Origin of the sequence: Helcococcus kunzii ATCC 51366, assembly GCF_000245755.1 — a bacterium.
GTDB classification, from domain to species: domain Bacteria; phylum Bacillota; class Clostridia; order Tissierellales; family Peptoniphilaceae; genus Helcococcus; species Helcococcus kunzii.
Map to the genome: position 1 here is coordinate 732,685 of NZ_JH601088.1, position 26,091 is coordinate 758,775.

Sequence of the window (26,091 nt, forward strand, 5' to 3'; positions counted from 1 at the left end):
AATAATGAAATATATTATGATGAATATGGTAAGGATACTTAATGGAAGCCAGGTTGTTGTTTTAGATAAAAAGAAAAAATGGGGATGGGAGGGTTTAACATTTCCTGGAGGAAAAGTTGAACCAAATGAGAGTTTTGTCGATGCTGCGATTAGAGAAGTGAAGGAAGAAACTAACTTAGATATTAATAAGTTAGTCTTAAATGGTGTAATACAATGGGTTGACTTAACTCGTGATGAAACTCAAGTTGGACTATTATACACTACAAAAAATGTAAATGGTAAACTTGTAGAAGAAAATAGAGAAGGAAAACTGTTTTGGTGTGATTATAACGAATTTATTGATATGGACGGAAAATCAGACTCAATGGCAGATATTTTAACTATTTTCAATGGTGAAAATACTGAAATTGTAAAATATTATGAAAATGATAAAGAAGTAAAAAAGACTATCTTAAGTAGAAATGAAGGTTAGATTAATATAGTTTTATAAAAAATGGGGACTGTTGCAAAACAGCCCCTTTAAATATTATTTATTTGCATTTTTGATTTTTAATTTTTCGAAAAATACATCTGCAATTTCATGTGTTCTATCACCTAATATGATTTGTACTTGTGAACCAAAAGGTACAACGCCTACAACTCCATATAGTTTTTTCATTGATTCTATATCAACTTTTTTATTATCTATAACATCAACTCTAACACGTGTTTTACAGTTAGACATTGATTCAATGTTTTCCATTCCACCTAAATTGTTTAATATCTCTAAAGATAAATCTGATGTAGACATAAATCCTCCTTTAATTTAAGTTTTGAATCATTATATCATAAGATGAGGTTTATATAGCATTCTTCTTGTGTTTTTTAGCTAAATTAACATAAATTTGTGCATTTTCTGTAATAGATGAAACTTCGTCATCTGTTAGTTTTCTCACAATTTTTGCTGGAATTCCGACAACAAGAACACCCTCAGGTATTTCCTTTCCTTTTGTAACTAAAGAATTTGCTCCAACAATAGAATTTTTTCCAATCACTGCATTGTCCAAAACTGTTGCACCCATGCCAATAATGACATTATCTTCAACCTTTGCGCCATGAACAATCGCAGTATGGCCAATTGTCACATTATCACCAATTTCTACCTTAGAATCTTCTGATTGATGTATAACAGCATTATCCTGTACATTTGAATTTTTACCAATAATTACTTCATTTTCATCTGCTCTAATCACAGCATTATACCAAACTGATGAATTTTCTCCTATAGTAATCTTACCTGATAGTCTTGATCCTTCTGCTAAATACACAGAATCATCAAAATTAGGGGTATCTTCATCTAAAGATTTCACTGTAAATGCATTTGAATCTTCTCTTTTCACTTCCTTTTTCTTAGTATTTTTTGACTCATAATTTAAATCATTCATATAGCATGTGCTAAAAATATAATCAACCTTAAATCCTTCTAAACTATTCAAATCATCAAATAATTTTAATACGGATTTGCCATAATCTCCAAGATTTTGCTCAATCCCTTGAGCGTTCATTATTAATATTGTCAAGTCATTTTTTTCGGATAATAGATCCCATAAAGCATCTAAATTTCTTCCATAATAACTTGGAAGACCGAATTCCTTTACCATAATATCATGAAATACTTCTTTATTTGTAAATTGCTTACCATCTAAAACAATGTTTTTATTCATATAACACCTCAAAATTTTTATAATGATCATTAGAATAATAAATTACTTTACCATTAGTTGTATAAACTAATCGCTCAGCCCCTCTATGACCACCATTATAGTTAACATCTGCTTCAAAATATTTTTCATTGGATGGCAAATTCCCTTCTCTATTGCCGAATCTATCACCACCAATTACGCCTTTATCTGTTACTTTCCACAAATTACCTTTTTGTGCATCCCAACCTAATTTCTTAGCTTCATTTTTTGTTAGATAATTTGAAGGTAATTTTCCAAATGTATGTAAATATAAAGCGACCTCATCTTTTGAATAATAGTGTCCATTCTCATCTATTTTCGTACTTGTTATTTCATCACTTTTCGAATCGTTTTTGTTTTTACTTGATTCGACTATAGTATCATAACTTTCTAATTTATTAGAACTCTTTGTACATGAAACAATTGAAAAAATAGATATTATCATTATCAATAATATTTTAATACTTTTTTTCATTTTCCTCTCCATCCATTTATTACTCTAATCTTATCATATATATCCATTTGTACAAATGTTAAACTTTCTCAAACAACCACGCTAATTGACAACTATAAAAGAATTTCATATAATAATAGTCCAAGGGGATACTCTGGTTTCGACGGGATAGTAGAACAAGGGTAAGCATGTGGAAGGGCATACTTCCTAAAAATAGCAAATTAAATATAAACGCAGAAGATAATAACTTCGCTTTAGCTGCCTAATCGCAGTCTAATGCTACTTAGTAGATCCCACATCTACTAACTAGTATCATAATTTCGTGGGAAACCTGCAATACAAAGCTTTGAGTATTGTACGGCTATATGAAGCTACCATATAATTTATATTGTTAGTTTTATTATTATATGGGAATAAAACAAACTAACTAAACATGTAGAAAGTCTTTCGGAAGCTATTTCGGACGTGGGTTCGACTCCCACTATCTCCACCATGAATGATGAAGAGTGTGTATTTTCCACACTCTTTTTTATATGGAATTATTTAATGCTACAAAAATGCTACAAGATTTTGTTTAATTGACTTTAGGCCTGGTAGATTCGATATATGTAAAAATGTTAGGGAAAATGTGATTTCTGATGCTGACAAATTTGATAAGAGTAAAAACTCTGAAGATAATAGACACGTATTGTGTAAATGTCAATAGAGATATGCTCCTAATATATCCCCGGGGGGTATAATTTAGACCACGTTTTTTAAAAATATGGTCCGTATATACCCGAGGGGGGTATAAGATGGACCATGATTTTTATGTATGCATTAAGAATTCATATTTAAAATGGTCTGGGAAATACCCGGGTAGGGTATATAAGGACCATAAACTAATGAGATTACTTTTAACCAGCAGTAAAATATGGTCCTAAATATACGGGGGTGGGGTATATACGTACCATAAAAAATAGGGCATGGTCCTAAATATACGGTAGGGGGGTATATAAGGACCATAAAATTATTAATAAAATATAATATAATTAATAATTTATACACAAAAGAAGAAATTGTCCTTTTTTTCCGCAAAGCTATTCAATTCCACCCCTAAATTCCACCTCACGCTATAACATACACATTTCTACATAAACCGACGAAATACAGTAAAAAACATAAATATCATAACTCCAAAAATTCCTCTTCAGAACGCTTAATTTTGAGAATGTCATTATATTCAATTTTAAATTCATTTCCATATATACTCAGAAATCTATTTTTTTGTTATAATGGTTATAGAAAAATTTATAAAATGGAGTTTAATTAAATTGAATAAAAAAGAATTACAAGAAATAAAAAGAACACTTAAGTACGACGATTCCTCAATACATACTATATATTCATGTTATGCGACGCTTGATGGAGAGAAAATTTTTACTTCACAAAAGTCATATCTTTCTCTAACCGAAGAGGAAAGAATTGAGTATACTAATATTTTTAAGAAGGTTTTATCTACAAAGATAGAGCGAAATTTTATTAATATTGATTTTGATGTGAATAATAAAGCTCGGGAGAAGTTATTTGCATTCACAAGAAATAATGAAAAAGAAGATATTGATAGGATGTTTACTGATATCATTTCAAATTATAAATCTGAGGAAAATTTTGCGGTGATTATTGGAAAAATGACTTATGATTTATTAAAGAAATCTTCAGATGGTGCGGAATTAGAGGATAGTGATGAGGTCTATAATTTTTATATTATTGCCATTTGTCCAGTTAAAAAGGAGAAGGGAAGTCTTTACTTTGATAATAATGCGCAAGATTTTGCTAGTAATTTAAGAGATTTTATTATTTTTCCTCCAGAAGTTGGATTGTTGTATCCTGGATTTAGTCAAAGGTCTGCAAGTATTTATGAATGTGGTTATTATATAAAAAATACAAAAATGGATCATGATGAGTTTCAAAAGGGATTTTTAAATCATGAAATTGAGTTGATTTATGATGACCAAAAAGAAGTATTTAATCAATTAATTGAAGAAGCTTTTAGTTCAGAACTTGGGATTAAAGAATTGGCAGAAATAAATGAGAAAACAAATTTCTTTAAATTGCAACAAGAAGAAAATGAGGAGGATACTACATTAAGAGGATCAGATATAAAATCTATTTTAGAATCATCTGGTGCGAAAACAACTGATTTAAATATTGATGAAGATATTCAATTAAAAGCAGAAAATTTGGCTGAGGATAAATATATTATTGAAACAGATGGTATAAAAATAATTGTTAAAAAAGACTTTATCTCAAGTATAAAAGAAAAAGAAGTAGATGGTATAAAAAGTTTAGTATTGCCAATGATTGATATGACAATGAATGACATACCAATTAAATAATCTTTTTTAAGGAGACGAGTATGAGATCAATAATAAAATATTTCCTTTTAATTTTATTAATTGTGACAGCAATTTTTATAGGAAAAGAATTACAGCCAATTATTATACAAAATTCTTCTAACTCTGAAAGTATGGTGAGATTTCTTAACTCAAAATATTTCCCAATACTTTTGAGTTTAGTAATTTTATATTTAATTTATGATTTACTATTGGAGATTAATTTTTCTTATGGTAGATTTGGTAATATTTTCAAAGCTTTAGTAATTATTTCTATAAATGTTTTGAGCGTATACATTCTAATAATTAATGAAGAAAGTCACATGATTTATGCTGGGGAATATACTCATGGTTTGCCAATGGTTGTTTGTCTTCCATTAATATTTTTATTTAGGGATTTAAGCAAATATGAGATTTCAAAGTTAAATATTGCTTTAACATTTGTATTTTCAATTCTTTTGTATACTCTTTACGCTTATTTATATGATGGTTTTGACTATATTGTATTATTTTACTTTTTAGGTATAGCATTTGCCTCAATTGTTGTATTTTATATTTACATGTTAGGTAAAACAATAATGTTCGGTAAAAAATTAATTAAATCAAGTAAGGATATTTTATCTAAATAGATAGTTATAAAAAACTGTATTCTTAACTATTTTGTAATATCTTTTAACAAACATTATGGTATAATCAAATCAATACAAAGGAGTATGAGATGATAATAAAAATTTTAACATGGATTGTTATATTATTGAGTATAATCATAATACCATTTTCTTTATATCAATTTTTTATCGGACTTCATTATTTTAAGAAAACTGAAAATTTACCTGAAACTGATAAAAGAAATAAATTTGCAATACTTGTTGCTGCTAGAAATGAAGCGACTGTAATTTCTCAGTTAATTGAGTCTTTGCAAAAATTAGAATATCCAAAAGACAAATATGAAATTATTGTTGCTCCCAACAATTGTACAGATAATACGGAAGAAGTTGCAAGAGAAGCTGGGGCGAGGATTTTTCATGTACAAAACCCTATTAGAAATAAAGGGGATGTTTTGCATCAATTATTTGAACATTTAATAGAAAATGAAGATCATGATGCTTATGTAATTTTTGATGCTGATAATATTGTAGATTCTAAATTTTTACTTGAAATGAATAAATTAATTGAGTCTGGATATAGTGCAGCACAAAGTTTTAGAGATTCTATTAATCCATATGAATCTGCTACATCTGGAGCATATACACTTTATCATTATATGATAAATAATTTTTACAATAAACCAAGAACTTATCTAAAGCTAAACAATATGATTATAGGTTGTGGATTTATGGCGACAAGATCTATTATTAAAAGTTTAGGCGGATGGAATACTAAAACTATTACAGAAGATTTAGAATTTACTGTAATGACAACATTAAGTGGTGAGAGGATAGGTTATTCTGAAAAAGCAATTTTTTATGATGAACAACCAAACTCTTTTGTAACTTCTTGGCACCAAAGAATTAGATGGCAAACTGGTGTAAAGCAAGGTTTTGAAGCAAGCTCTAAAGAAATATTAAATAATTTAGTAAAAGAAAAGAAATTAAAGTATTTTGACATATTTTCAATGTTAAGTGCTAATTTAGTTTCCAATATAAGCTTATTATCAATGATTGCAGGTAGTTTATTAATAGCGATGAAGACAACAACTGGATTAGGGTTGACGTTTTTAGGATTAAACATCGCTGGAGCTATAATTGGTCCAATATTATTTGCAATATTAATATTATGGTTAAGTAAAAGGAAAATATTGCCAATGTGGAAAGGTATATTATTTTTCGGTATATTTTTAGCATCATGGATACCAATTAATCTATATGTATTGTTTAATGAAAATCTTGAATGGAAAGAAATTAAACGTTCATCTAAAGTAAGAAATTTTTAATGTAAATTCTAAATATTAAGGAAAATTACATAATGAATCAATGTATTAAAGATTTTAAGAAAAGATTAAGAAAAAAATTTCTAAATGAAAGAAATGCTTTAGATATTAAAATAAGGGAAGATATCGATAAAAAGATAATAAAAAACATTTTAGAATATTATGAATATATTTCAGCAAAAAACATTTTTACATTTGTTGGTATAGGATCTGAGATAAACACTATTCCATTAATCGAAAAAGCTATAGAAGATAAAAAGGATGTATTTGTTCCTTTATGTATTGATAAATCATCAATGGAATCTCGAAAAATAAATTCTATTTCGGAGTTAGAAGAAAAACATTTTGGTTTATTGGAGCCTTCGATAAACAGTGAAAAAATAGAAATAAATAAAATTGATCTTTCAATAATACCTTGTTTAGCCGTTGATAAAGAAGGATATCGACTAGGTTATGGTGGTGGATATTATGATAGATATTTTGCTAATACAAATATTAACAATGCATTTATTGTTTGTAGAGGAGATTTTATTATTGATAGTGTACCTCATGAAAATTTTGATATTAAATTTAATAAGCTTGTGAGTGAGAATGGAATAGTTACCATTTAACATTCATATAAAAATAAAAGAGGCAATTGTAAAGTGAATATGTTCACTTTGCAATTGCCTCTATTTATTTAATTAATAATATAACTCTCTTGAAAAATCATAACCAATAACTTTTAAGAAAGATTCATTTTTAGATAAAATCTTAAATACTGGTACAGCGATTAATGTCATGATAACAAATTCGGATATCATTACACCGTATGTCATTTCTAAAAATGATCCAAAACCAGCTAAAAATGATAATTCATAACCAATAATAAATGCGAAAACTGTTGGCCAGATTGATGCGATTATAATATGTCTACTTTTTATAATAAACATCATTGCGATGAATGTATGTAAAGTACCAAACACTAAATCAAATACACCTAATGTTGACCAAAAGTTTGAAATGAATACACCTAATGTAATCCCGATTGCATTATATGGATTAAAAAATGCTAATAAATTTAAGATTTCTGAATATCTAAATTGTACTGGTCCGTAAGCAAATGCTGGTATGCTTAATGTCAATACCACATATACCGCAGCAATAATTGCTTGTTTACTCATTTCTTGTAATGTTAATTTTTTCATTTTTCCTCCTTGATTTTTATAGTGGGTGCCAAGTAAAACACTTTAACCCTAAAAAGAAATAATATTATATTGCTTTTTAAGATACTAGAATAGTATATTCTAAATAGCTTATAAAAACAAGTATTTATATAAATATATTTAAGATTTTTGATGAAAACATTTTTATTAACTGATATAATAATCTTGTTAGTAGGTGTTTTCTTTTGAGCAAAAATGAGGTTGAAATGAAAAAATATATTCTTACTGAACAAATAAAAAAATACAATTTATATCAGAAACTATGTAATTACTCGCCGATAATATTTACCATATTGTCAATACCATCTGTTATCTATGGATTATATACTCTTAAAAAATACAATAATCCTCAACTTAACACAGTATTTTTGGCTTTAGTTATCGTATCCATCATTACAATGTCAATAATTGCTATATTTATTGGTACAACATATCTTAAGTATAAGCGTTTAGACATTACTAAAAATGCCACTTTTGAATCAATTTCTGGATTAGAATATCACAGAGATAAATTAGATGGACTTAGTCCTGTTGAGATTTCTTATCTTACAGATTTGGAATTAGAAGAAGATAAGGATATTGCAGCTCAGATCCTTCAATATGAACTATGGGGAGTGATAGAGTTTGTAAATGGTAAGATAAATATCAAAAATATCAATGATTCGCGATTAAAAGAAAGAGACAAAATTCTGATAAAACTATTAGCAAATGATGCAACTGATTTATCACAATGGAAAAAACAATCCTATAATGACATGACTAATTCAAAATTTTTTTATGAATCAAAAGATGGAAAATCAAAGTTGCTTAAAATAACATACAGATTAGCATATATATCTTTAATATTTTTTATTATATTTTTTATACTATTTTTGATAACATCATTGAGAAACCTAGAAAACCTAGACAACTTTACATATATCTTTGATTATTTTATTAATATGGAAAATAATGATTTAAGTAATTTTATCATAACAAATAATGAAATGTATATTGTAATAGCGTTTATGTTATTAGCAGGTATAATCTTTGGTTCATTTATTGCTGGTATTGGTGTTGCAAGATTTGATTATGTAAATAATGTTAATAAAAGCAAATTAATTAGGACAAATGAAGGTAATAGAACAACTGAATACATATTTGGATTAAAAAACTTTATTAATGATTTTACTTTGTTGTCAGAAAGAGAGAAAAAAGAATTAGTTCTATGGGATGATTTCCTCATTTATGCAGTAGTGCTTGAAGAAAATAAAAAAATTATAGATGAAATTTTCTCATATAGAAATGAGAAAAAATATGAAAGTACATTGAATAAAATAAAAAAATATTTTTAAGGAGAAGCTATGAAGAAATATGTAATGGGAATAGACATTGGTGGAAGAAGTATGAAATTTGGTTTATTTACAACTGATGGTGAGCTTATAAATAAATCAAATATTACCACTTTTCCTGAAAACAATGGAGAAAAAATTATTCCTGATTTAATTGAACATATTAAAAAGATAATTGAAAAGTTTGAATTAACTGAAGAAAACTTTGAGGGTATTGGTATAGGTATACCTGGGCCGATATTAAATAAACAAATAGTTAAAACAGCTGTAAATTTAGGTTGGAGTGAACCTATAAATATTGCTGAAAAAGTGAAAGAAGCTGTTAATTTCAAAGTATTAGTAGAAAATGATGCAAATGTTGCTGCTCTTGGAGAAGTTTGGAAAGGAGCAGGTGAAGGGTATAAAAATTTAGTCATGGTGACACTTGGTACAGGTGTTGGTGGCGGAATTGTAATTGATGGTAAAATCGTTTCTGGATCAACTGGTTCAGCTGGCGAAATAGGTCATATGCCATTCTTACAAACCCCATTACATAGAACCTGTGGATGTGGTGGTCATAGATGTTTCGAACAAAAAGCGTCAGCTCCTGGTATTGAAAATATTGCAAATGATTATTTATTTGAACATGAAGGTGAATCTGAACTTAGAGACATTGATTCAATAAGTGCAAAAGATATTTTTGATGCAGCAAAAAATGATGATAAATATGCTTTAGAAATTGTTGATGAATATACAAATGATTTAGGAAGAGGTTTAGCAATTATATCAGCAATTGTAGATCCTGAAATTTATGTATTGGGTGGCGGTGTTTCAAACGCAGGTCAATTTTTACTTGAAAAAACACAAGAAGCATATAAAGAAGTTGCATTTTCAGTAACTAAAGATGTAAAATTCACCCTTGCAAAATTAGGTAATGATGCAGGTATATACGGAGCGGCTAAATTAATTTTAAGCTAGGAGAGAAAATGAAAGTTTTATTATCTAGATATATTCGAAAAAGTAAAAAATGTTTTTATAAAAAAATAAAAGAAATGCTAGATAATGATCAAATAGTATATATTGTTGTACCTGAGCAATTTACGCTTGGTACAGAAATAGAAGCATATAGTGAATTAGGCATAAAATCAACTCTTAATCTAAGGATTAAGAGTTTTAAAACAATTGTAAATGAAATATTACACTCAAATGGAGGCAGAGCTCTTAATTTTATTTCAGACTCTGCCAAATTTGTTATGCTTCAATCAATATTATTTGATATTAAAGAAGAATTAAGAGTATTTCAAAAAAATATTTACGATAAAGATTTTATTGAATTATTGATAAAATTTATTGATGAAATGGCTGATAATATGATTGGACTTGAACAGCTAAAGCTAATGATAGATCATGAAGACACTTCTAAGGAATTATCATCAAAATTAATTGATATCATAAAAATAATTGAAAAATATAATGAAATGAAGAAATTATCTGATTATTATATGATGGATAGAGCAGATCTTGCTGTTGAAAAAATCAAAAATATGGCTAATTATAAAGATGTTTCTTTTTTCTATTATAGATTTCATGATATGTCAAAAAGAGAATTGGAAATACTATCTAGAATAGACAAAATTTCTAATTTTTCATTGATTAATATAATAATGGATTCTGATTTATTTAAAAATAAAAATCTTAATATTGAAGATGAAGAGGTTTTTGATATTTCTTCAAAATTTATTAATTCCTTATATAATCCAGAGTTCAATAATGATATTGAAATACTTAATATTGATAATGACGAAAAACAGACATCTAATGAACTTTTCTTAAATGATTTATTTACTTACAATCTAAAAAAAGTAAAAAACAAGTTTGCTACGAAAAAAATTGATAATGTATTTATTACTAGAGCTAATAATACTGTTCAAGAAGTTGAAAATTTGGCAATTTCAATAAAAAAAGATATTATCAATAAAGACTATAAATACTGTGATATTGCAATACTTACAACAAATAGTTCAGAGTATTTTGAAAAGATTAATAAAATATTTCAGATTAATGATATCCCAATATTTTTAGATGAGAATAGAGATTTACTAGACAATGCAATGATTAAATTTTTAAAATCATCATTGTATTTGATTGATTCAAATTTCACAACAGCCTCTGTTGTACAATTTTTAAAATCTTCATTTTTTGTCGACTTAGAATATAAAATTAATTTATTTATTTCCTTTATTACAAGAAGAAAAATATTTGGAAGAATGTTTTTTGAGGATAAATATTTTACTATTCCTCAACTACAAAAAAATTATATTGAAGAAGATGAAGAAAATCTAACTTATATAAGAGAAATAAGAGATTTACTTATTGATATAGTTTCTTTTTATGGTAATATCGATGAATTTTTCGATACCGACAAAAAAGCGGATTATAAATATTTTACTATGAAAATCTTTAATTTTATATCAAATCCAATTTTATTAGACTCATATATGAATTATGAAAAGACTTTAGATGAAGAAAATTCTAATGAAAATCAATTAATATGGGATAGTTTTATAGAATTGCTAGAAAATATGTATAATCTAAACTCAAGAGAAGATATCAGTCTATCAAGATACATAGATATATTAATATCTGCGATTGATAATTTTAAAATTGGGATTATACCTCCGAGCCAAGATCAAGTAATTGTTGGTGATGTTAAAAGATCTAGATTTAATAATGTAAAGAAAATATATTTACTTGGTATGACAAGTCTATATTATCCTGTGCCAAATAATGATACTGATATATTTTTAGATGAAGAAAAATATGAGATGATAGAAAATGGAATTGAGATAAAAAGTGTAAAATCTAGTATAAAATCTAATGATTTATTATCTTTTTATGAGTTATTAAATACAGCTTCTGATGAGATTGTATTTAGCTATAGTTTAGTAAATGGATCAAACGAAGCAATGAATCCTGCTTTTATTTTAGAGTGGGTAAAAGCTATGATACCAGTTGAGAATAACAGGATTGAAGACTTAGACTATCATGACTATGTCTATTCTACATCACAAATAAATAAGTATTTGCCAAGTAAAATATTGGAGCTTAAAGAAAATAATCAAATCTCCACAAAAGAAAAGTCCTTTATATATGGATTAAGAAAATATATTGAAGATAATAATAAATTTAAGAATGTAAATTATGCGATAAATTTACAAAATACATTTAGAACTAGAAAAAATCTTCCAACTGATTTGGTTAATAAAATCTTTAATCTAAATAAATTTAGTGTGAGTCAATTAGAACAATATAGGGAAAATCCATATGATCATTTTATTAAATATGGTATAAAGCCAAGAGAATTTGATGAATTTAACATATCAAGTTTAGATACAGGTAATTTCATGCATGAGTTTTTGGCTGATAGTATAAATAAGTATTTCCACAATAATGAAGAAAATATTGATTTAGAAAACATTGCAGAAATATCAATTAATAAAACATTTGAAAATTTTAGAACAGAAGATAATAAAAACATATTTTATATAAATAAATTAAAGGAAAATGCAGAAAATTATTTTAATGTTATTACAAAACAACTTGATTTCAAAAAACTTTCAAATGTTTATCTGGAAGAAAGATATGGTAAATATGGGAAGTTTCCTGCAATAAATATTGCTTATAAAGATAAAGAAATTTCACTTGAAGGAAAAATTGATAGAGTGGACGAATATACAATAAATGGCGAAAAATACTATAGTGTTATTGACTATAAAACTGGAAACAAAACTTTTAATATTGCAAAGCTTTATTATGGTATTGATTTACAGCTATTGTTATATCTAGAAGCAGTTATTAATAGTAAGTCAAATAGTAAACCGATAGGTGCATTTTATCAACAAATGAATAGCAATTTACCTTCATCATTAGTAGATAAAGTTGATGAAAGAAATGAATTATTTGATGATTTTAAACTTGATGGTGTTATAAATAATAACAAATATGTGTTTAAGATTATAGATGAAAATACTGATGTTTCTAAAGTAAATAAATCAAAAGTCTTTTCTTTTAGTGGAAGAAAATATTCATTTACTGATAAAGATAATGTAATAAGCGAAAATGATTTTAAAAAAATATTTAAAATAAATAAGGATAATATACTAGAATCCATAATTAATATTTCAGATGGAGATATAAGCCTTAAAACCTATAAATTAGATCAATACACACCGTATAGTTATAGTAAATATAGGACAATTAGTAAAGATTTTGATTTAAAATATGTTTATCTCGATAAAATCAATTGGTATTACGTAAAAGAAAGATTGGAGGATGAAGATGAGTAAAGTTAAATATACTAAAGAACAGCAACAATCTATTAATTTACGTGATAAAAATATTATAGTATCTGCGCAAGCTGGTGCTGGTAAAACTCAAGTTCTTGTACAACGAATAATTTCATTATTAGATGAAGAAAAAATAGATATTGATAAATTTCTTATAGTTACGTTTACAAATAAAGCAGCAGCTGAGATGAAAGATAGGATAAAAAAGGGTCTTCATAATAAACTTGAGCTTGCTGAAAATGCAGAAAAATTGTTCTATCAAAGGCAATATAACAATACAACAAATGCTCAAATTTCAACAATGCATTCATTTTGTATCAATGTATTAAGAGATTATTTTTATAAATTAGGATTAAATCCTGCCTTTAAGATTTTAACAGGCTCAAGTTTAGATATCTTAAAATGGCAGACCATTAATGAAGTATTTACTGATTTGTATAAAGAAGAAAATCCTGAATTTTTTACTCTTTTAGATATGTATTCAAAAAAATATAGTGATGAGTACCTTAAACTCATTTTATTTGAATTATATCAATTTATACAATCACAAATACACCCATTCGAATGGTTAAAGCAATGTATAGATAAGTATAATTTGAAAGAATATTATAATGAAAAAAATCATTATGATAATTTCAAAGATGAAGTATTTAAATATTATAAAAATAACTTCGATAATCTATATCATTTATTTTCAGATATATCTATACAAATAGATAAAATACAGCAATATGCTGAATATAAGATATATCAAAAAACTTTGAGTGCTGATAGAGATGTATTAACAAAGATTTACAATTCTAGCAATTATGATGAATTTGTTTCGTTAACTGACACATTCAAATTTGATAGATTAGAAACTATTACAAAAAAAGTGAAAGAGACAAATAATATCGATGATGATTTTGTAAATGATATAAAATCTAGGATAAATGAATATAGAGATAAAATAAAAGATTTCATAAAATCATTTGATTTAGATATCGATAAAGAAATAATATATGAAGATGAATTAAAAAGAAGCCTAGAAGCAATGCATTTTGTATTGGAAAGATTTGATAAAAAATTTAAGTCTAATAAATTAAAAAATGGTAGCTTAGATTTTTCTGATGTGGAGCATTTAACAATAGATTTATTAGATGATGAGGAAATTGTCAGTGAGTTAAAAGATAGATTTAAATATATCTTTTTTGATGAATATCAAGATTCCAATCAAGTACAAAATTACATTGTAAATAAAATATCTAGAGGAAATAATCTATTTTTTGTTGGTGATATTAAACAGAGTATTTATAAATTTAGATTAGCAGATCCTATCATTTTCAAAAACAGATATGAAAATTATCTAAATGAAACCGAGATAAATCAAGCTATTGATTTAAAACATAATTTTAGATCCGAAAGGGTATTGCTTCATTTTAATAATTTTATTTTTAATACACTTATGACAGATAAACTAGGTGATGTAAAATATGATGATGAAGCACATAGACTTACACCTGGCCTTAGCGAAGAAAAGTATGATGATAAAAATGCAAGTGTTGATTTAATATATATTAGTAAAGAAAAAGAAGAATTAGATAATCTAGAAGTAGATATGGAAATAAAAGAGATTGACCCGGAAGCTGTATTTGTTGCTAAAAAAATAAAAGAACTTGTAAAACAAGGGGAAACATATAAAGATATGGCAGTTTTATCAAGAACTGCTGCAATCATTCCTGATATAGAACAATGTTTTAAAATTATGGATATACCATATTTTTCTGATTCAAGTAAGTTTTCTTTTGACGATATTGAGTTAAAATTGTTCATTGAAATATTAAAAGCTATCGATAATGACACTGATGATATAGTCTTATTGAGTGCGATCACTTCAACAATTTCAAATATTACAGATGAAGATTTGGCTGAGATAAGAAGTACGGATAAAGAGAATTCTTTTAATTATTGTTTTAGAAATTATCACAAAAGAGAAGATGCAAAACAAGAGATTATTGATAAGATTAATATTTACAATTCAAAGATGTCTACCTACAGAAAAAATGTAAAAGTAATGTCTTTAGAAAGTTTTGTTTGGTATGTGTTAATAGATTCTGGTCATATGGCATATGTATTATCCAAAAAAAACGGGGATAAAATTTTAGATAATATTAATTTATTTATACAAGAAATTTCTGAATTTGAAAATTCATCTTTTCAAACTTTATCATCTTTAATAAATTATGTTGATAAAATGAGTGAGAGAAAACTTGGAGATAGAGAAGCTGGAGCTGATTTATCTGAAGAAGATGATGTAGTTAGAGTAATGACCATACACAAATCAAAAGGACTACAGTTTAAAAATGTATTTATGGTTTCATTAAATAAGAGATTTAATATGATAGACCTTAAAGAAGAATTAATTTTGGATGATAAATACGGTTTGTCTTTAAAAAACTATGATGAAGATAAAAATGAAAAAGTAAAAAATTTCTTCTATCTTAGAATTGAAGATGTTAAAAGACATGAACTTTATTCTGAAGAAGTTAGAGTTTTATATGTTGGTTTGACAAGGGCAGAAAAAAAACTATTCCTTGTATCATCTGATAAAACAGATAATTTAGTATATGGTGAAAACTTAGAAGAGTTAAATTCATATCATAAATGGATATATTCAATAATTTCAAGGGATAAAATTAGTGAAAACTTTATAGATTCACCAAAAACAACTGATTATTTTAAGAACAAAGAATCAAATCTGAGTTTTACAAATATTAATGAGACGGATTTAATCGACTATTATTCAAGTTTTATAACAAGCGATAATATTGATGAAGATTATGAGGTGAAAGAAATTGATGAACAAATTTCAAAAGTTTTGAATTTTGAATATGACAAAACTAAGGTCGATATACCATATAAAAAGACTGTTACGGAAATTTCTGAAAAGGATAGAAATATCAGTCCTGATTTTATTGATTATGAGATCATGGTTGAAGATGAACCATATAGTGAGCCGACACTTTTGGAAAAGAAACCTAAATTCTTGGAAATAAATAAAAATAAGATGGATGCATTATCTTTAGGTAATTTGTATCACTATATTTTAGAAATCTTACCATTAGATTACTCAGAAATCTCTCAGGTTGAAAAATTTATTGCGAATTTGTATCGAGATAAATTCATTTCAAAAATAGAATATGAATCAATCAATTTAGAAATAATCTTCAAATATATTAAATCTGATTTATATAAAAGATTATCAAAAGCGGATAAGATTTTTAGAGAAAGATCATTTACAATGATTTATGAAGAAATGGGCAATGAATTTTTAGTCGATGGACAAATTGACTTATATTTTATTGAAAACAATGAAATAACTATTTTAGATTTCAAAACAAATCGTGTAATTGATGAAGATCTATATAAGACTCAACTAGAATTATATAGAATGGGCCTTGAAAGAGCAACAGGTCTTAAAGTAAAAGAAAAATTAATATATTGGGTAATGCATGGAGTAACCTCTTCAATATAGAAGAGTACACTATTTGATAATTATTAAAAATGTATTATTCAAAATAAACGAAAATAGCTTAAACAAATATTTCTTATTAAAATTATGTTTATTAAGATGAATATTTGCTTTAAGCTATTTTTTTTATTTAAGTAATTTATATAATAAATGATTTCGATACCAATATCTTTTCATCTATTTATCTTATATAAATAAATCAATATGATAATTAAATATTAGGTTTCAGAAAACGCTCGCATAAAAGAATAATCTTGGTATAATACAATTGAAAGAGTAAAAGGAGTAAAAAATGAATGTGGATGGATTACAACATATTGAAAGTCTTCAAACCTTAAGTAGATTATGTAATTTAATTAATGATAGTAACTATTACTCTTCTAATTATAGGATTGCAAAGTATCTGCTTGAAAATCTTTATAATATACAAAATACATCGATTTACGATATCGCTGAAGCGGCTTACACCTCTAGGAGTACGGTGAGAAGATTTTGTATATCTCTTGGCTATGATAATTTTTCAGACTTGAAGGAAATTTTCGAAAAAGATTATAGCGGAAAATTTATTGTAAATGACAAAAATATTATTAAATCAGATGATCAACTTGAATATTTAGAAGAGGTATATAAAAGAAGAATTGATGATATCTTTCAAGTGTTAAATAAGATATTTAATGTAGAAGTTTTACATGTTATTGAAGATATCGTAGAAATATTGAGAAAATCAAAAAATGTTGTACTTATGTCATCTGGACTTCAATTAGATAAATTAAAAGAGTTTCAGACTAGCATGGCTAGATTGGGGAAAGTAATTCATTTAATAAAATACAATAAAAATAATGACGAATTATTGTGTAATTTAACAGATGATGATTCTATATTTATTATATCCTGGTCTGGCAAAGTAAATCATTTAATAAAGGATGAATTGACTAATAAAAAAGCTACTAAATATTTAATAACACTTAATAATGAAATAAATGATGATATTTATAACAGGATATTTAAAATAGACGATAAATATTTTCAAGGTATAAAAGATGAGGAAATGTTTAAGGATGGCTTAAATTATCACACTTATATATGTTTACATTATGTATCGATATTTTTTGCAAAGTCCATTCAAGAATTATATATAAGAAAAGATAAGTAATTTACGCTAAAACAAAGGAGGAAAATGTTGAATAAATTAATTATTAATGCGGATGATTTTGGTTATACGGAGGCTACAAATTATGGAATTGTAGATGCACATAAAAATGGTGTTTTAACTTCTACGACTATAATGGCAAATATGCCAGGTTTTGATCATGCAGTAAAACTATCAAAATTATATCCTAATTTAGGTATCGGAGTTCACTTAGTTTTAACTTGTGGTAAGCCTTTGACGGATGTCGGCGAAGGATATCTTGATGCTAATGGAGAGTTCAAAAGAAGTCAATACTATTTTAGTAGAGATGACAATTCATCACTTGATGCTGAATGGTTAGATCCGGATAAAGTATATATCGAATGGAAAACACAAATAGAAAAAGTAATTAATTCTGGTGTAAAACCTACACATCTTGATAGTCATCATCATATGCATACTCATGAAGTGCTTCAACCAGTAGTTAGAAAATTGTCAGAAGAATATAACTTACCAGTTAGAAATTGTAATAAAGCTTTTTTTAATGATAAAGTTAAATATTTTGAAGAACGATTTGATAAATTCGCTTCACAAGAAAAAGTTGATTATAAACTGTTAGATAAAATGCTAAATGAAATAAAAGAAAAAGAAATTACTGAAATTATGTCACATCCTTCATATATTAGTAAATTTTTACTGGAAAATTCATCATTTAATATGGGAAGGATATATGAATTAGATGTTTTAACTAATGACAAATTTAGAGATATCATAGAAAAATATAATTTGGAACTAATAAATTATAGTGACATTTAGAGAATAGGGAGGGAATTAATGAAAAAATTTTTTCAAAAATTAGGAAAGTCGATGCTTGTATCGATTGTCGCAATGCCTATTGCGGGATTGTTATTGAGAATTTCTGCTGATGATTTGTTAAACATTCCTATTTTAGGAGCTGCAGGTAATGCGATTTTTGGTAATTTAGACCTATTATTTGGTATAGGTATTGTTATGGGATTTGTTAAGGAAAAAGATAAGGGGCTTCCTGTATTGACACTTGTTGCAGGGCTTTTGACATTTAAAGAAGGGTTAAAAATCATTAATGAAAGTGTAAATATGGGAGTTTTTGCAGGTATTACGATAGGGTTATTATCTGCATGGACTTATGACAAATTTAAGAATACAAAACTTCCAAATATTTTCGCGTTCTTTTCAGGAAATAAATTTCCAATCATAATGATTATGCTATTATCAACACTGGCTGCAGTAGTGTTTGGTAATATTTGGCCATATCTACAAGATATATTAAATAAATTTACTATAACTATTTCATCTTTAGGTGCAATTGGTGTAGCTATATATGCTTTTTTCAATAGATTGTTAATACCTACAGGTTTACATCATGTATTAAACACTTATATTTATTTTGAAATGGGAGAATTCACAAATAAAGCAGGGGAAGTTGTGAGAGGTGAAATACCTGCATTTATAGCTGGTGATCCAGGTGCTGGATTTTTCCTAAGCCAGTTCTTTGTAATCATGATGTTTGGTATACCTGCAATTGCTTATGCTATTTATAGAACGAGTAAAAAAGACCAAAAAGAATCAACAAAGGGTTTAATGTATAGTGGAGCATTGACCTCATTTATTTCAGGTATCACAGAACCTATTGAATTTAGTTTTATGTTTTCATCTCCATTTTTATATTTCTTACATGCTGTATTTACTGGATTAGTAGGTGCAATTTGTTATTTATTAAATATTAGAATTGGATTTTCATTTGGTTCAGGGATAATTGATTACATTTTAAATTTCCAATTAGCTGATGGTGCATGGAAAGTAATACCTTTGGGGATTGCTGTGTTTATTGTATACTATTTAGTCTTTTACAATTACATTATCAGAAAAGATGTTAAGTTAATAGGAAGAATGGATACTGAAAAACAAGATTTTTCTGAACAAGATATAGAATATGAAAGTAAAAATAAACTAAAAAATAAAGATTACTATTATGTCGCTAAAACAATGCTTAAAGCATTTGGAGGAAAAGATAATATTGAAGATGCTTATAATTGCATTACTAGATTAAGAGTAACTGTAAAGAATCCCGATATTGTAGATGAACAATTAATAAAAAATACGGGAGCCATTGGTATATATAAACCAACCGATGATCAATTCCAAGTTGTTATAGGTACTGAAGTTGCGAATGTAGCAAGTGAATTTGAGAAACTTTTATAATAAGGAGGAGAATTATGGAAAAACAAGTTATAACAATTGCTGGTGGAGGTAGTACTTTTACACCTGGTATAGTCGGAGCGTTATTTTATAGGGATGATTTTCCAGTAAAGGAAATAAGATTATATGATAATAATAAAGATAGAAATCAAAGATCTGGAGTGATAGTTGATTATATTATAAAACAAAATAATCTTGAAAATGAAATAAGTTTAGTTGTTACTGAAGATCCAGAAGTTGCATTTACAGGTGTTAATTTTATATTCTGTCAATTACGTGTGGGATTAATGAAAATGAGAGAAAAAGACGAAAAAATACCACTTAAATATGATTTAGTCGGACAAGAAACATGTGGTTTAGGTGGATTTTCATATGGATTAAGATCCATTGGTGGCATGTTAGAAATTGCAGAATATGTTACAAAATATTGTCCAGATGCATGGATACTAAACTATACCAATCCTGAAGCGATTATTGCGGAGGCTATTAATAGAAAATATCCAAAATTAAAAATAATAAATGCTTGTGATATGACCATTTCAATAATGGAAACAATTGCGGAAAATTACGATTTGGATATGAGTAATTGGGAAGCTGATTATTATGGATTAAATCATTTTGGATGGTTTACAAAAATCTATGATACTAAACAAGAAAAGGATATAATGCCAGAACTACTAGATTTGCTAGTTAATAAAGAATTAAAAGCGAAAGAAGGACAAGACCCTTCCTGGAATGAAGCATTTTCAATGATTAGTTATATAGTAAAGAAATTCCCAGGATATATACCAAATAATTATTTAGAATATTATTTATTCCCAGACAAATTTGTGGAAAGAGCTGATAAAAATTATACTCGTGCCAATGAGGTAATGGATGGAAGAGAAAAAATGATTCAAAAGCTGGCTGATAGTATAAAAAATGGTGATTTAGAAGATAATGAAATTGAAGTTGGAGTTCATGGTAAATACATTGTTGATATTGCAAGTTCTATATTAAATAATAGAGGAGATAGGTTTATACTAATAGTAAGAAATAATGGAATAATCTTAAACTTTAGATCCGATTCAATGATTGAAGTGCCTGTATATGTAAATAAAACAGGTCCAGAACCAGTAAATACTGATATTAAAATAAATGATTTTCACAAAGGTTTGATGGAAAAACAAAATGCTGCAGAACAATTATTAGTAGATGGATTTTTTGAAAATTCATCTAATAAAGTACTTGAAGCATTTACATTAAATGCAACTTGTCCATCTGCAGATTTAGCTCAAACAGTATTAGATGAATTTATTGTTGCAAATGGAGATTATTGGCCAAAATTAAAATAGGTTTAATATCTCGGGTTTGACACTTTGAAGATAATAAAACTCTGTAACGTGTTGCAAATAGTACGTTCCAGAGTTTTTAATTTTTTTAAAAATGTAGTATTTTTTATCATTTCTTTTATAGCAATGATTACGAAATTATAGAGCTGAGCTTTTGGGCTTCTGCGCTCTTTGTGGATTAAAGTCTCTGTAATATTTTTGCGCCCGTTGACACCGTTTTGGCACCAAATCCTAAATTTTTAATTTTAGTACCAATTTCTTAAGTCGATTTTGGCACCAAATCTTAAATTTTCAATTTTAGTACCAATTATTTTTGGAGATTTTGGTACCAAATCTTGAATTTTCAATTTTGGTACCAATTTTTTATTGAAATTTTTGGTACCAAATTAGAAAATATCGAATTTAGTACCATTTTGGAGAAAACTCCAGTAATGTCCGTATAAAGTAATGTCCGTATAATGGTGTAAAATGATAAAAATAAAAATGAGCGACGAAACAATCATATTAAACATTCCAAGACATAGAGAGGAACCTTTCTACTCAATGCTTTTTACAACTATCAAAGAGATGAAGCAGCCCTAATATCAACAATTGCTCCCTTTAATTTAACTAATTTAACGCTAATATATAGCCACTGGCCCTTTATTTGTATTCATTATCTCTATTTCTGTTTCAAATATTTCACTTAATATTTCACTTTTCATGATATTTTCTGTTTTATCATATGAATATATTTTTCCGTTTTTTAAAGCGCAAATATTATCAGAGTATCTTGCAGCAAAATTAATATCATGCATGACTAATATGATAGTTTTATTTAATTCATCACAGACTTCACGTAAATGTCGCATCATACTTACAGACCTTGAAATATCAAGATTATTCAATGGTTCATCTAGTAAAATGTAGTCAGTTTCTTGACATAATACCATCGCAATATAAGCTCTCTGTCTTTGACCGCCGGATAACTCATCAAGAAATCTATTTTCTAAAGGTTTAAGATCAAGAAATTTTATATACTTATCTATAATTTCTTGGTCTTCATTAGTTAAATGGCCTTTAGAATATGGAAATCTTCCAAAACCTATTAATTGTCTTACTGTCAATCTACTTATAAAATGATTTTCTTGCTTTAGAATGCTTAATATTTTTGCTATATCTTTACTGTCTGTATCATAAACATCATAATTTGCTACTTCAATGATTCCTTCATTCATTTCAAGTAAACGCCCAATCATAAGTAATAACGTTGATTTACCGGCTCCATTTGGTCCGATTAAGGAAGTGATACCAGATTTTTTTATCTCAATATTATAAGGTCCAAGAGTTACATCTTTAGAATAAATCTTTTTTACATCTTTAACTTTTATCATAATTTGCCCTTTCTAATTACTAAAAATAGAAATGATATTCCACCAATTAATTCAATTATTATAGTCACAACACCTTCAGCATAAAATACATGATTCATAATAAAATAAGAAAAAGCTAAAATACTGTAGCTTATAAATATTGACATGATAAACAAATATTTATGGTCATATGTATTAGCAAAATGATATGTAAATAAAGCTGAAAGAAATCCTAAGAACGTTATTGGTCCAATCAATGCCGTAGAAATAGATATAAGCATTGATATTAGAAATAATATAAATAATGAAGTTCTTTTGTAATTTAATCCTAAATTAATAGCTATATCTTTTCCTAAAGAAAAAACATTGAGTTTTTTAGAGTTAAAAAACAATAAACTTGCTGAGATTATCAAAAGTATGATTGCTATTGGTATTGATTCGGATTTAGAATTATTTACTGATGCAAATAATCTAGCTTGTAAAATATCATATTCATTTGGACTAAGTAATCTAGACATAAATGATGAAATTGATCTTAACCCAATGCCTAATATTATTCCAATCAATAATAAAAATTGTAAATCATAATCTTTTGAAAATAATAACCAAGAATAAATCAATAAAGAAAATAACATCATTAACATAAGTTGAGTAATAAATGCAAAATTACCATTAAAATTAATTAAAGTAGTTATACCGAAAAAATATATGGTAGCTGTTTGTATAACAGAATATAATGATTCAAAACCTAACAATGAAGGTGTAATGATACGATTATTTGTTAAACTTTGAAATGCAATTGTTGACAAACTGTGTGAAATAGAACCTATACATATGACAATTATAACCATTAGTCTTCTTCTAATAATTGGATAAAAAGAAGGGGAGTTTGCACTTATTGGATTATTGTAAAAGATTAATAATGCTGTGAAAATAATTGAGGTAATACAAAGCAATAATATTTTCTTCCAATATGACTTATACGTTTTATTATCTACAAAAGAATCACTACTATTTCTCATTTTTTAACCTCTTTTTAATAATCATAATTAGAAATACAAAAGCTCCCAATATTCCCATCACAAGTGAAACAGGTATCTCAAATGGAGAAATAACTGTTCTTGCAAGGATATCTGCAGCTAATAGTATTGACATTCCAACAAGGGTAACTAAAGGTAAATTAGTTTTTAAATTATCTCCGATAATTTTTGATAATATATTTGGCACTATTAATCCTAAAAAAGGTATATTGCCAATAACAGATGAAACTATACCGATATTTAAAGATATTAAAATGGTTGCTATAATAATAATTTTCTCATAATTTAATCCTAAACTCTTACTGATATCTTCTCCTAAACCTGCTAATGTTATTTTATCTGCGAATATAAATAAAATAGCTGTAAAAAACACTACTATCCATAAAATTTCATATCTGCCTGATTCAATATTAGAAAAAGAAGCAGAAAACCATACACTTATTGTTTGTCTTGCGTTAAACATTAAACTTATAAAAGTAGATATAGATGATATGACTGCACCAAGCATAATCCCCACAATCGGTACAACTAATGAGGATTTAATTTTGATTTTTTTAATTAACATAAAAAATATTATTGTACCGATAAATGAAAATATTATTGAAAAAAATGTTCTTTCAAATATTGTAGGTGAAGAGATGAAAATATAAGAAAACATCAAACCTAACCCAGCCCATTCTACCGTTCCTGTTGTAGTTGAATCTACCATCTTATTTCTTGTTAATATTTGCATTGTTAGTCCGCAAATTGAAATGGAAGCTCCAGTTAACATTACTGCAAGTGTTCTTGAAATACGTGAAATTCTAAAAATATACCATCCTTGATTAGAATTGTTTATGTCATATGCCCCTGTAAAAAGAGAAAAAATAGAAAGAAATATAACAAAAAATGAGCTAATAAGTAAATATTTAATTGTTTTGTTTTCTTTGATAGTTGTCGATAATCTCATATTTATCATCTTTCATCTGTATAGTTATTTTAAAAAGTCTTCTAATTGGTTAAATATATTTATAAAAGTTTTAATTGACTCGTTAATATAAGTGTCGTTTGGTGTGAAATAAACTTTATTGTTTTTTATTGCATTAGTATTTTTTAGTGTATTTGATCCTTTAATAATATCTTTTGCTGGAACACTTTCTTCTTTTGAAATTGCAGCATCTCTATCAAGGACTAATAACACATCTGGATTACTCTTTGCTATAGCCTCTACACTTATATCATCACCTTTATGATTTGATGATGCATTTTTAATTTCAAGTGCTGGTTTTAAGTTTAGAATATCAAAAATTGGTCCCCAAACACGTCCTGTATGTGGAGCAGAATATCCAATATTTTTAGCAGAAACAATAACTCCCATAAATGTTTTATCATTTGTATTAATTGCCTTAAGTTTTTCGATACTTTCGTTTAATTGATTTATTAATGCGTTAGCTTCTTTTTCTTTATTAAAAATTTTACCAAGAGTTTCAGTGTGACTTATTAACCCGTCAATCAAATTTTTTGAATCTTTTTCTTCTAAATTAATATTGATATCAATTAACTTAATTAATATTGATATCAATTAACTTAGCTTTTGGTAATAATTCCTTAATTGCATCATAGTGTTGTGCAAATCTTTGACCAATAATTACAATATCGGGTTGTACAGAAGCTAAAGTTTCGAATTTTGGTTCTTTATGATTTCCGATATTTGCAATGCTTTCATCATTTTTTAATGGATTATCAGCAGGAATGAGATTTTTAGGTGCTGCACTTATTTTAACTTTCCAATCTGCTATTATAGCAAAGGCTCTACTGTCAAGTACTGCAATAGATTTAGCATTTTTAGGAATTTTTTGCTCGCCTCTATTGTCTGTTATAGTGATTGTTTCAACTTTGTTTTTATCTTCTGCTTTTTGGGTATTTGTCTTATTACTACATCCTATGATTAATATTGATATTATTAGTAAAATACCTATTTTTTTTTTTTTTTTTTTCATATGTTTCCTTTCATAAATGAGATTTACTAGTATAAAATTTTGATAATATTGTCGACAAAATTGAGTATAAATAATTGAAAAAAATATGTCAATGAAATAGAAACTTAATTCATACTAATTTAGTCAAGATTAAAATGAAACGCTAAAAAACAATAGTTACATGAGATTTG

General features: G+C 26.7%; 22 protein-coding genes and 1 other RNA gene. 14 read left to right on the top strand and 9 right to left on the bottom strand.

The window, feature by feature from the left end:
- Positions 1–4: 4 nt before the first annotated feature.
- Positions 5–472: an 8-oxo-dGTP diphosphatase gene (locus HMPREF9709_RS03210; protein ID WP_005397891.1), complete on the top strand. Its 468-nt coding sequence runs from the start codon at positions 5–7 to the stop codon at positions 470–472.
- A 54-nt stretch (positions 473–526) separates the two neighbouring features.
- Here the strand turns inward: HMPREF9709_RS03210 and HMPREF9709_RS03215 are convergent, their stop codons facing one another.
- Genes HMPREF9709_RS03215 through HMPREF9709_RS03225 form a run of 3 tightly spaced genes read right to left on the bottom strand, consistent with a single transcriptional unit; the run spans position 527 to position 2,196 of the window.
- Complete coding sequence (locus HMPREF9709_RS03215; protein WP_005397892.1) at positions 527–790, bottom strand: PTS sugar transporter subunit IIB; 264 nt, start codon at positions 788–790, stop codon at positions 527–529.
- A 49-nt stretch (positions 791–839) separates the two neighbouring features.
- Positions 840–1,703: a barstar family protein gene (locus HMPREF9709_RS09780; protein WP_005397893.1), complete on the bottom strand. Its 864-nt coding sequence runs from the start codon at positions 1,701–1,703 to the stop codon at positions 840–842.
- Complete coding sequence (locus HMPREF9709_RS03225; protein WP_005397894.1) at positions 1,696–2,196, bottom strand: ribonuclease domain-containing protein; 501 nt, start codon at positions 2,194–2,196, stop codon at positions 1,696–1,698. The genes HMPREF9709_RS09780 and HMPREF9709_RS03225 overlap by 8 nt, the downstream gene beginning before the upstream one ends.
- Positions 2,197–2,320: 124 nt before the next feature.
- Between HMPREF9709_RS03225 and ssrA the strand changes: the two genes are divergently transcribed.
- From ssrA to HMPREF9709_RS03245, 5 genes are all read left to right on the top strand, one after another.
- Positions 2,321–2,668, top strand: a transfer-messenger RNA (tmRNA) gene (gene ssrA, locus HMPREF9709_RS09785).
- 820 nt (positions 2,669–3,488) lie between these two features.
- Complete coding sequence (locus HMPREF9709_RS03230) at positions 3,489–4,553, top strand: DUF4317 family protein (RefSeq protein ID WP_005397895.1); 1,065 nt, start codon at positions 3,489–3,491, stop codon at positions 4,551–4,553.
- Between the two features lie 20 nt (positions 4,554–4,573).
- Positions 4,574–5,179 (top strand): hypothetical protein, encoded by a 606-nt coding sequence (locus HMPREF9709_RS03235; protein WP_005397896.1) that lies wholly within the window; start codon positions 4,574–4,576, stop codon positions 5,177–5,179.
- An 89-nt stretch (positions 5,180–5,268) separates the two neighbouring features.
- Positions 5,269–6,483: a glycosyltransferase family 2 protein gene (locus HMPREF9709_RS03240; RefSeq protein WP_005397897.1), complete on the top strand. Its 1,215-nt coding sequence runs from the start codon at positions 5,269–5,271 to the stop codon at positions 6,481–6,483.
- Positions 6,484–6,515: 32 nt separating this feature from the next.
- A complete protein-coding gene (locus HMPREF9709_RS03245) occupies positions 6,516–7,091 on the top strand; it encodes a 5-formyltetrahydrofolate cyclo-ligase (protein ID WP_005397898.1) in 576 nt (191 codons plus the stop codon).
- Between the two features lie 72 nt (positions 7,092–7,163).
- Here HMPREF9709_RS03245 and HMPREF9709_RS03250 read toward each other — a convergent pair whose 3' ends face one another.
- The gene (locus HMPREF9709_RS03250) at positions 7,164–7,667 is read right to left on the bottom strand and encodes a QueT transporter family protein (protein ID WP_005397899.1); all 504 of its coding nucleotides are present in this window, start codon (positions 7,665–7,667) and stop codon (positions 7,164–7,166) included.
- A 224-nt stretch (positions 7,668–7,891) separates the two neighbouring features.
- Here HMPREF9709_RS03250 and HMPREF9709_RS03255 point away from each other — a divergent pair, with 224 nt between their 5' ends.
- The 8 genes from HMPREF9709_RS03255 to HMPREF9709_RS03290 all read left to right on the top strand — a co-directional run bounded on the left by HMPREF9709_RS03255 (position 7,892) and on the right by HMPREF9709_RS03290 (position 21,553).
- Positions 7,892–9,019 (top strand): DUF2207 family protein, encoded by a 1,128-nt coding sequence (locus HMPREF9709_RS03255; protein ID WP_005397902.1) that lies wholly within the window; start codon positions 7,892–7,894, stop codon positions 9,017–9,019.
- Between the two features lie 9 nt (positions 9,020–9,028).
- Positions 9,029–9,973 carry an ROK family glucokinase gene (locus tag HMPREF9709_RS03260; protein WP_005397903.1) on the top strand — a complete coding sequence of 315 codons (945 nt, stop codon included), beginning with the start codon at positions 9,029–9,031 and terminating at the stop codon, positions 9,971–9,973.
- A gap of 8 nt (positions 9,974–9,981) precedes the next feature.
- Positions 9,982–13,341, top strand: coding sequence for a PD-(D/E)XK nuclease family protein (locus HMPREF9709_RS03265; RefSeq protein ID WP_005397905.1), 3,360 nt, complete (start codon positions 9,982–9,984; stop codon positions 13,339–13,341).
- Positions 13,334–16,855, top strand: a complete 3,522-nt coding sequence (locus tag HMPREF9709_RS03270; RefSeq protein ID WP_005397906.1) for a UvrD-helicase domain-containing protein — start codon at positions 13,334–13,336, stop codon at positions 16,853–16,855. The genes HMPREF9709_RS03265 and HMPREF9709_RS03270 overlap by 8 nt, the downstream gene beginning before the upstream one ends.
- Positions 16,856–17,144: 289 nt before the next feature.
- A complete protein-coding gene (locus tag HMPREF9709_RS03275; RefSeq protein WP_005397908.1) occupies positions 17,145–18,005 on the top strand; it encodes a MurR/RpiR family transcriptional regulator in 861 nt (286 codons plus the stop codon).
- Positions 18,006–18,029: 24 nt separating this feature from the next.
- Positions 18,030–18,797, top strand: a complete 768-nt coding sequence (chbG, locus tag HMPREF9709_RS03280; protein WP_005397910.1) for a chitin disaccharide deacetylase — start codon at positions 18,030–18,032, stop codon at positions 18,795–18,797.
- A gap of 18 nt (positions 18,798–18,815) precedes the next feature.
- Positions 18,816–20,222: a PTS transporter subunit EIIC gene (locus HMPREF9709_RS03285; RefSeq protein ID WP_005397912.1), complete on the top strand. Its 1,407-nt coding sequence runs from the start codon at positions 18,816–18,818 to the stop codon at positions 20,220–20,222.
- Positions 20,223–20,236: 14 nt separating this feature from the next.
- On the top strand, positions 20,237–21,553 hold the full coding sequence (locus HMPREF9709_RS03290; RefSeq protein WP_005397914.1) for a family 4 glycosyl hydrolase: 1,317 nt from the start codon (positions 20,237–20,239) through the stop codon (positions 21,551–21,553).
- 617 nt (positions 21,554–22,170) lie between these two features.
- Here the strand turns inward: HMPREF9709_RS03290 and HMPREF9709_RS03295 are convergent.
- The 5 genes from HMPREF9709_RS03295 to HMPREF9709_RS10310 are packed head-to-tail and all read right to left on the bottom strand — an operon-like array spanning position 22,171 to position 25,921.
- On the bottom strand, positions 22,171–22,923 hold the full coding sequence (locus HMPREF9709_RS03295) for an iron ABC transporter ATP-binding protein (RefSeq protein ID WP_005397915.1): 753 nt from the start codon (positions 22,921–22,923) through the stop codon (positions 22,171–22,173).
- Positions 22,920–23,924 carry an iron chelate uptake ABC transporter family permease subunit gene (locus HMPREF9709_RS03300; protein ID WP_005397916.1) on the bottom strand — a complete coding sequence of 335 codons (1,005 nt, stop codon included), beginning with the start codon at positions 23,922–23,924 and terminating at the stop codon, positions 22,920–22,922. Before HMPREF9709_RS03300 ends, HMPREF9709_RS03295 begins: the two co-directional genes overlap by 4 nt.
- On the bottom strand, positions 23,914–24,900 hold the full coding sequence (locus HMPREF9709_RS03305) for an iron chelate uptake ABC transporter family permease subunit (RefSeq protein ID WP_157573228.1): 987 nt from the start codon (positions 24,898–24,900) through the stop codon (positions 23,914–23,916). The genes HMPREF9709_RS03300 and HMPREF9709_RS03305 overlap by 11 nt, the downstream gene beginning before the upstream one ends.
- A 15-nt stretch (positions 24,901–24,915) precedes the next feature.
- Positions 24,916–25,503: an ABC transporter substrate-binding protein gene (locus HMPREF9709_RS10305; protein WP_005397918.1), complete on the bottom strand. Its 588-nt coding sequence runs from the start codon at positions 25,501–25,503 to the stop codon at positions 24,916–24,918.
- A complete protein-coding gene (locus HMPREF9709_RS10310) occupies positions 25,484–25,921 on the bottom strand; it encodes an ABC transporter substrate-binding protein (RefSeq protein WP_005397919.1) in 438 nt (145 codons plus the stop codon). Before HMPREF9709_RS10310 ends, HMPREF9709_RS10305 begins: the two co-directional genes overlap by 20 nt.
- Positions 25,922–26,091: the final 170 nt, after the last annotated feature.

What these genes read in the sequence shown, in the direction of transcription:
- HMPREF9709_RS03210 (WP_005397891.1), top strand. Translation starts at nt 5, where the DNA reads ATGAAATATATTATGATGAATATGGTAAGGATACTTAATGGAAGCCAG.
- HMPREF9709_RS03215 (WP_005397892.1), bottom strand. Translation starts at nt 790, where the DNA reads ATGTCTACATCAGATTTATCTTTAGAGATATTAAACAATTTAGGTGGA.
- HMPREF9709_RS09780 (WP_005397893.1), bottom strand. Translation starts at nt 1,703, where the DNA reads ATGAATAAAAACATTGTTTTAGATGGTAAGCAATTTACAAATAAAGAA.
- HMPREF9709_RS03225 (WP_005397894.1), bottom strand. Translation starts at nt 2,196, where the DNA reads ATGAAAAAAAGTATTAAAATATTATTGATAATGATAATATCTATTTTT.
- HMPREF9709_RS03235 (WP_005397896.1), top strand. Translation starts at nt 4,574, where the DNA reads ATGAGATCAATAATAAAATATTTCCTTTTAATTTTATTAATTGTGACA.
- HMPREF9709_RS03240 (WP_005397897.1), top strand. Translation starts at nt 5,269, where the DNA reads ATGATAATAAAAATTTTAACATGGATTGTTATATTATTGAGTATAATC.
- HMPREF9709_RS03245 (WP_005397898.1), top strand. Translation starts at nt 6,516, where the DNA reads ATGAATCAATGTATTAAAGATTTTAAGAAAAGATTAAGAAAAAAATTT.
- HMPREF9709_RS03250 (WP_005397899.1), bottom strand. Translation starts at nt 7,667, where the DNA reads ATGAAAAAATTAACATTACAAGAAATGAGTAAACAAGCAATTATTGCT.
- HMPREF9709_RS03255 (WP_005397902.1), top strand. Translation starts at nt 7,892, where the DNA reads ATGAAAAAATATATTCTTACTGAACAAATAAAAAAATACAATTTATAT.
- HMPREF9709_RS03260 (WP_005397903.1), top strand. Translation starts at nt 9,029, where the DNA reads ATGAAGAAATATGTAATGGGAATAGACATTGGTGGAAGAAGTATGAAA.
- HMPREF9709_RS03265 (WP_005397905.1), top strand. Translation starts at nt 9,982, where the DNA reads ATGAAAGTTTTATTATCTAGATATATTCGAAAAAGTAAAAAATGTTTT.
- HMPREF9709_RS03270 (WP_005397906.1), top strand. Translation starts at nt 13,334, where the DNA reads ATGAGTAAAGTTAAATATACTAAAGAACAGCAACAATCTATTAATTTA.
- HMPREF9709_RS03275 (WP_005397908.1), top strand. Translation starts at nt 17,145, where the DNA reads ATGAATGTGGATGGATTACAACATATTGAAAGTCTTCAAACCTTAAGT.
- chbG (WP_005397910.1), top strand. Translation starts at nt 18,030, where the DNA reads ATGTTGAATAAATTAATTATTAATGCGGATGATTTTGGTTATACGGAG.
- HMPREF9709_RS03285 (WP_005397912.1), top strand. Translation starts at nt 18,816, where the DNA reads ATGAAAAAATTTTTTCAAAAATTAGGAAAGTCGATGCTTGTATCGATT.
- HMPREF9709_RS03290 (WP_005397914.1), top strand. Translation starts at nt 20,237, where the DNA reads ATGGAAAAACAAGTTATAACAATTGCTGGTGGAGGTAGTACTTTTACA.
- HMPREF9709_RS03295 (WP_005397915.1), bottom strand. Translation starts at nt 22,923, where the DNA reads ATGATAAAAGTTAAAGATGTAAAAAAGATTTATTCTAAAGATGTAACT.
- HMPREF9709_RS03300 (WP_005397916.1), bottom strand. Translation starts at nt 23,924, where the DNA reads ATGAGAAATAGTAGTGATTCTTTTGTAGATAATAAAACGTATAAGTCA.
- HMPREF9709_RS03305 (WP_157573228.1), bottom strand. Translation starts at nt 24,900, where the DNA reads ATGATAAATATGAGATTATCGACAACTATCAAAGAAAACAAAACAATT.
- HMPREF9709_RS10310 (WP_005397919.1), bottom strand. Translation starts at nt 25,921, where the DNA reads ATGAAAAAAAAAAAAAAAAAAATAGGTATTTTACTAATAATATCAATA.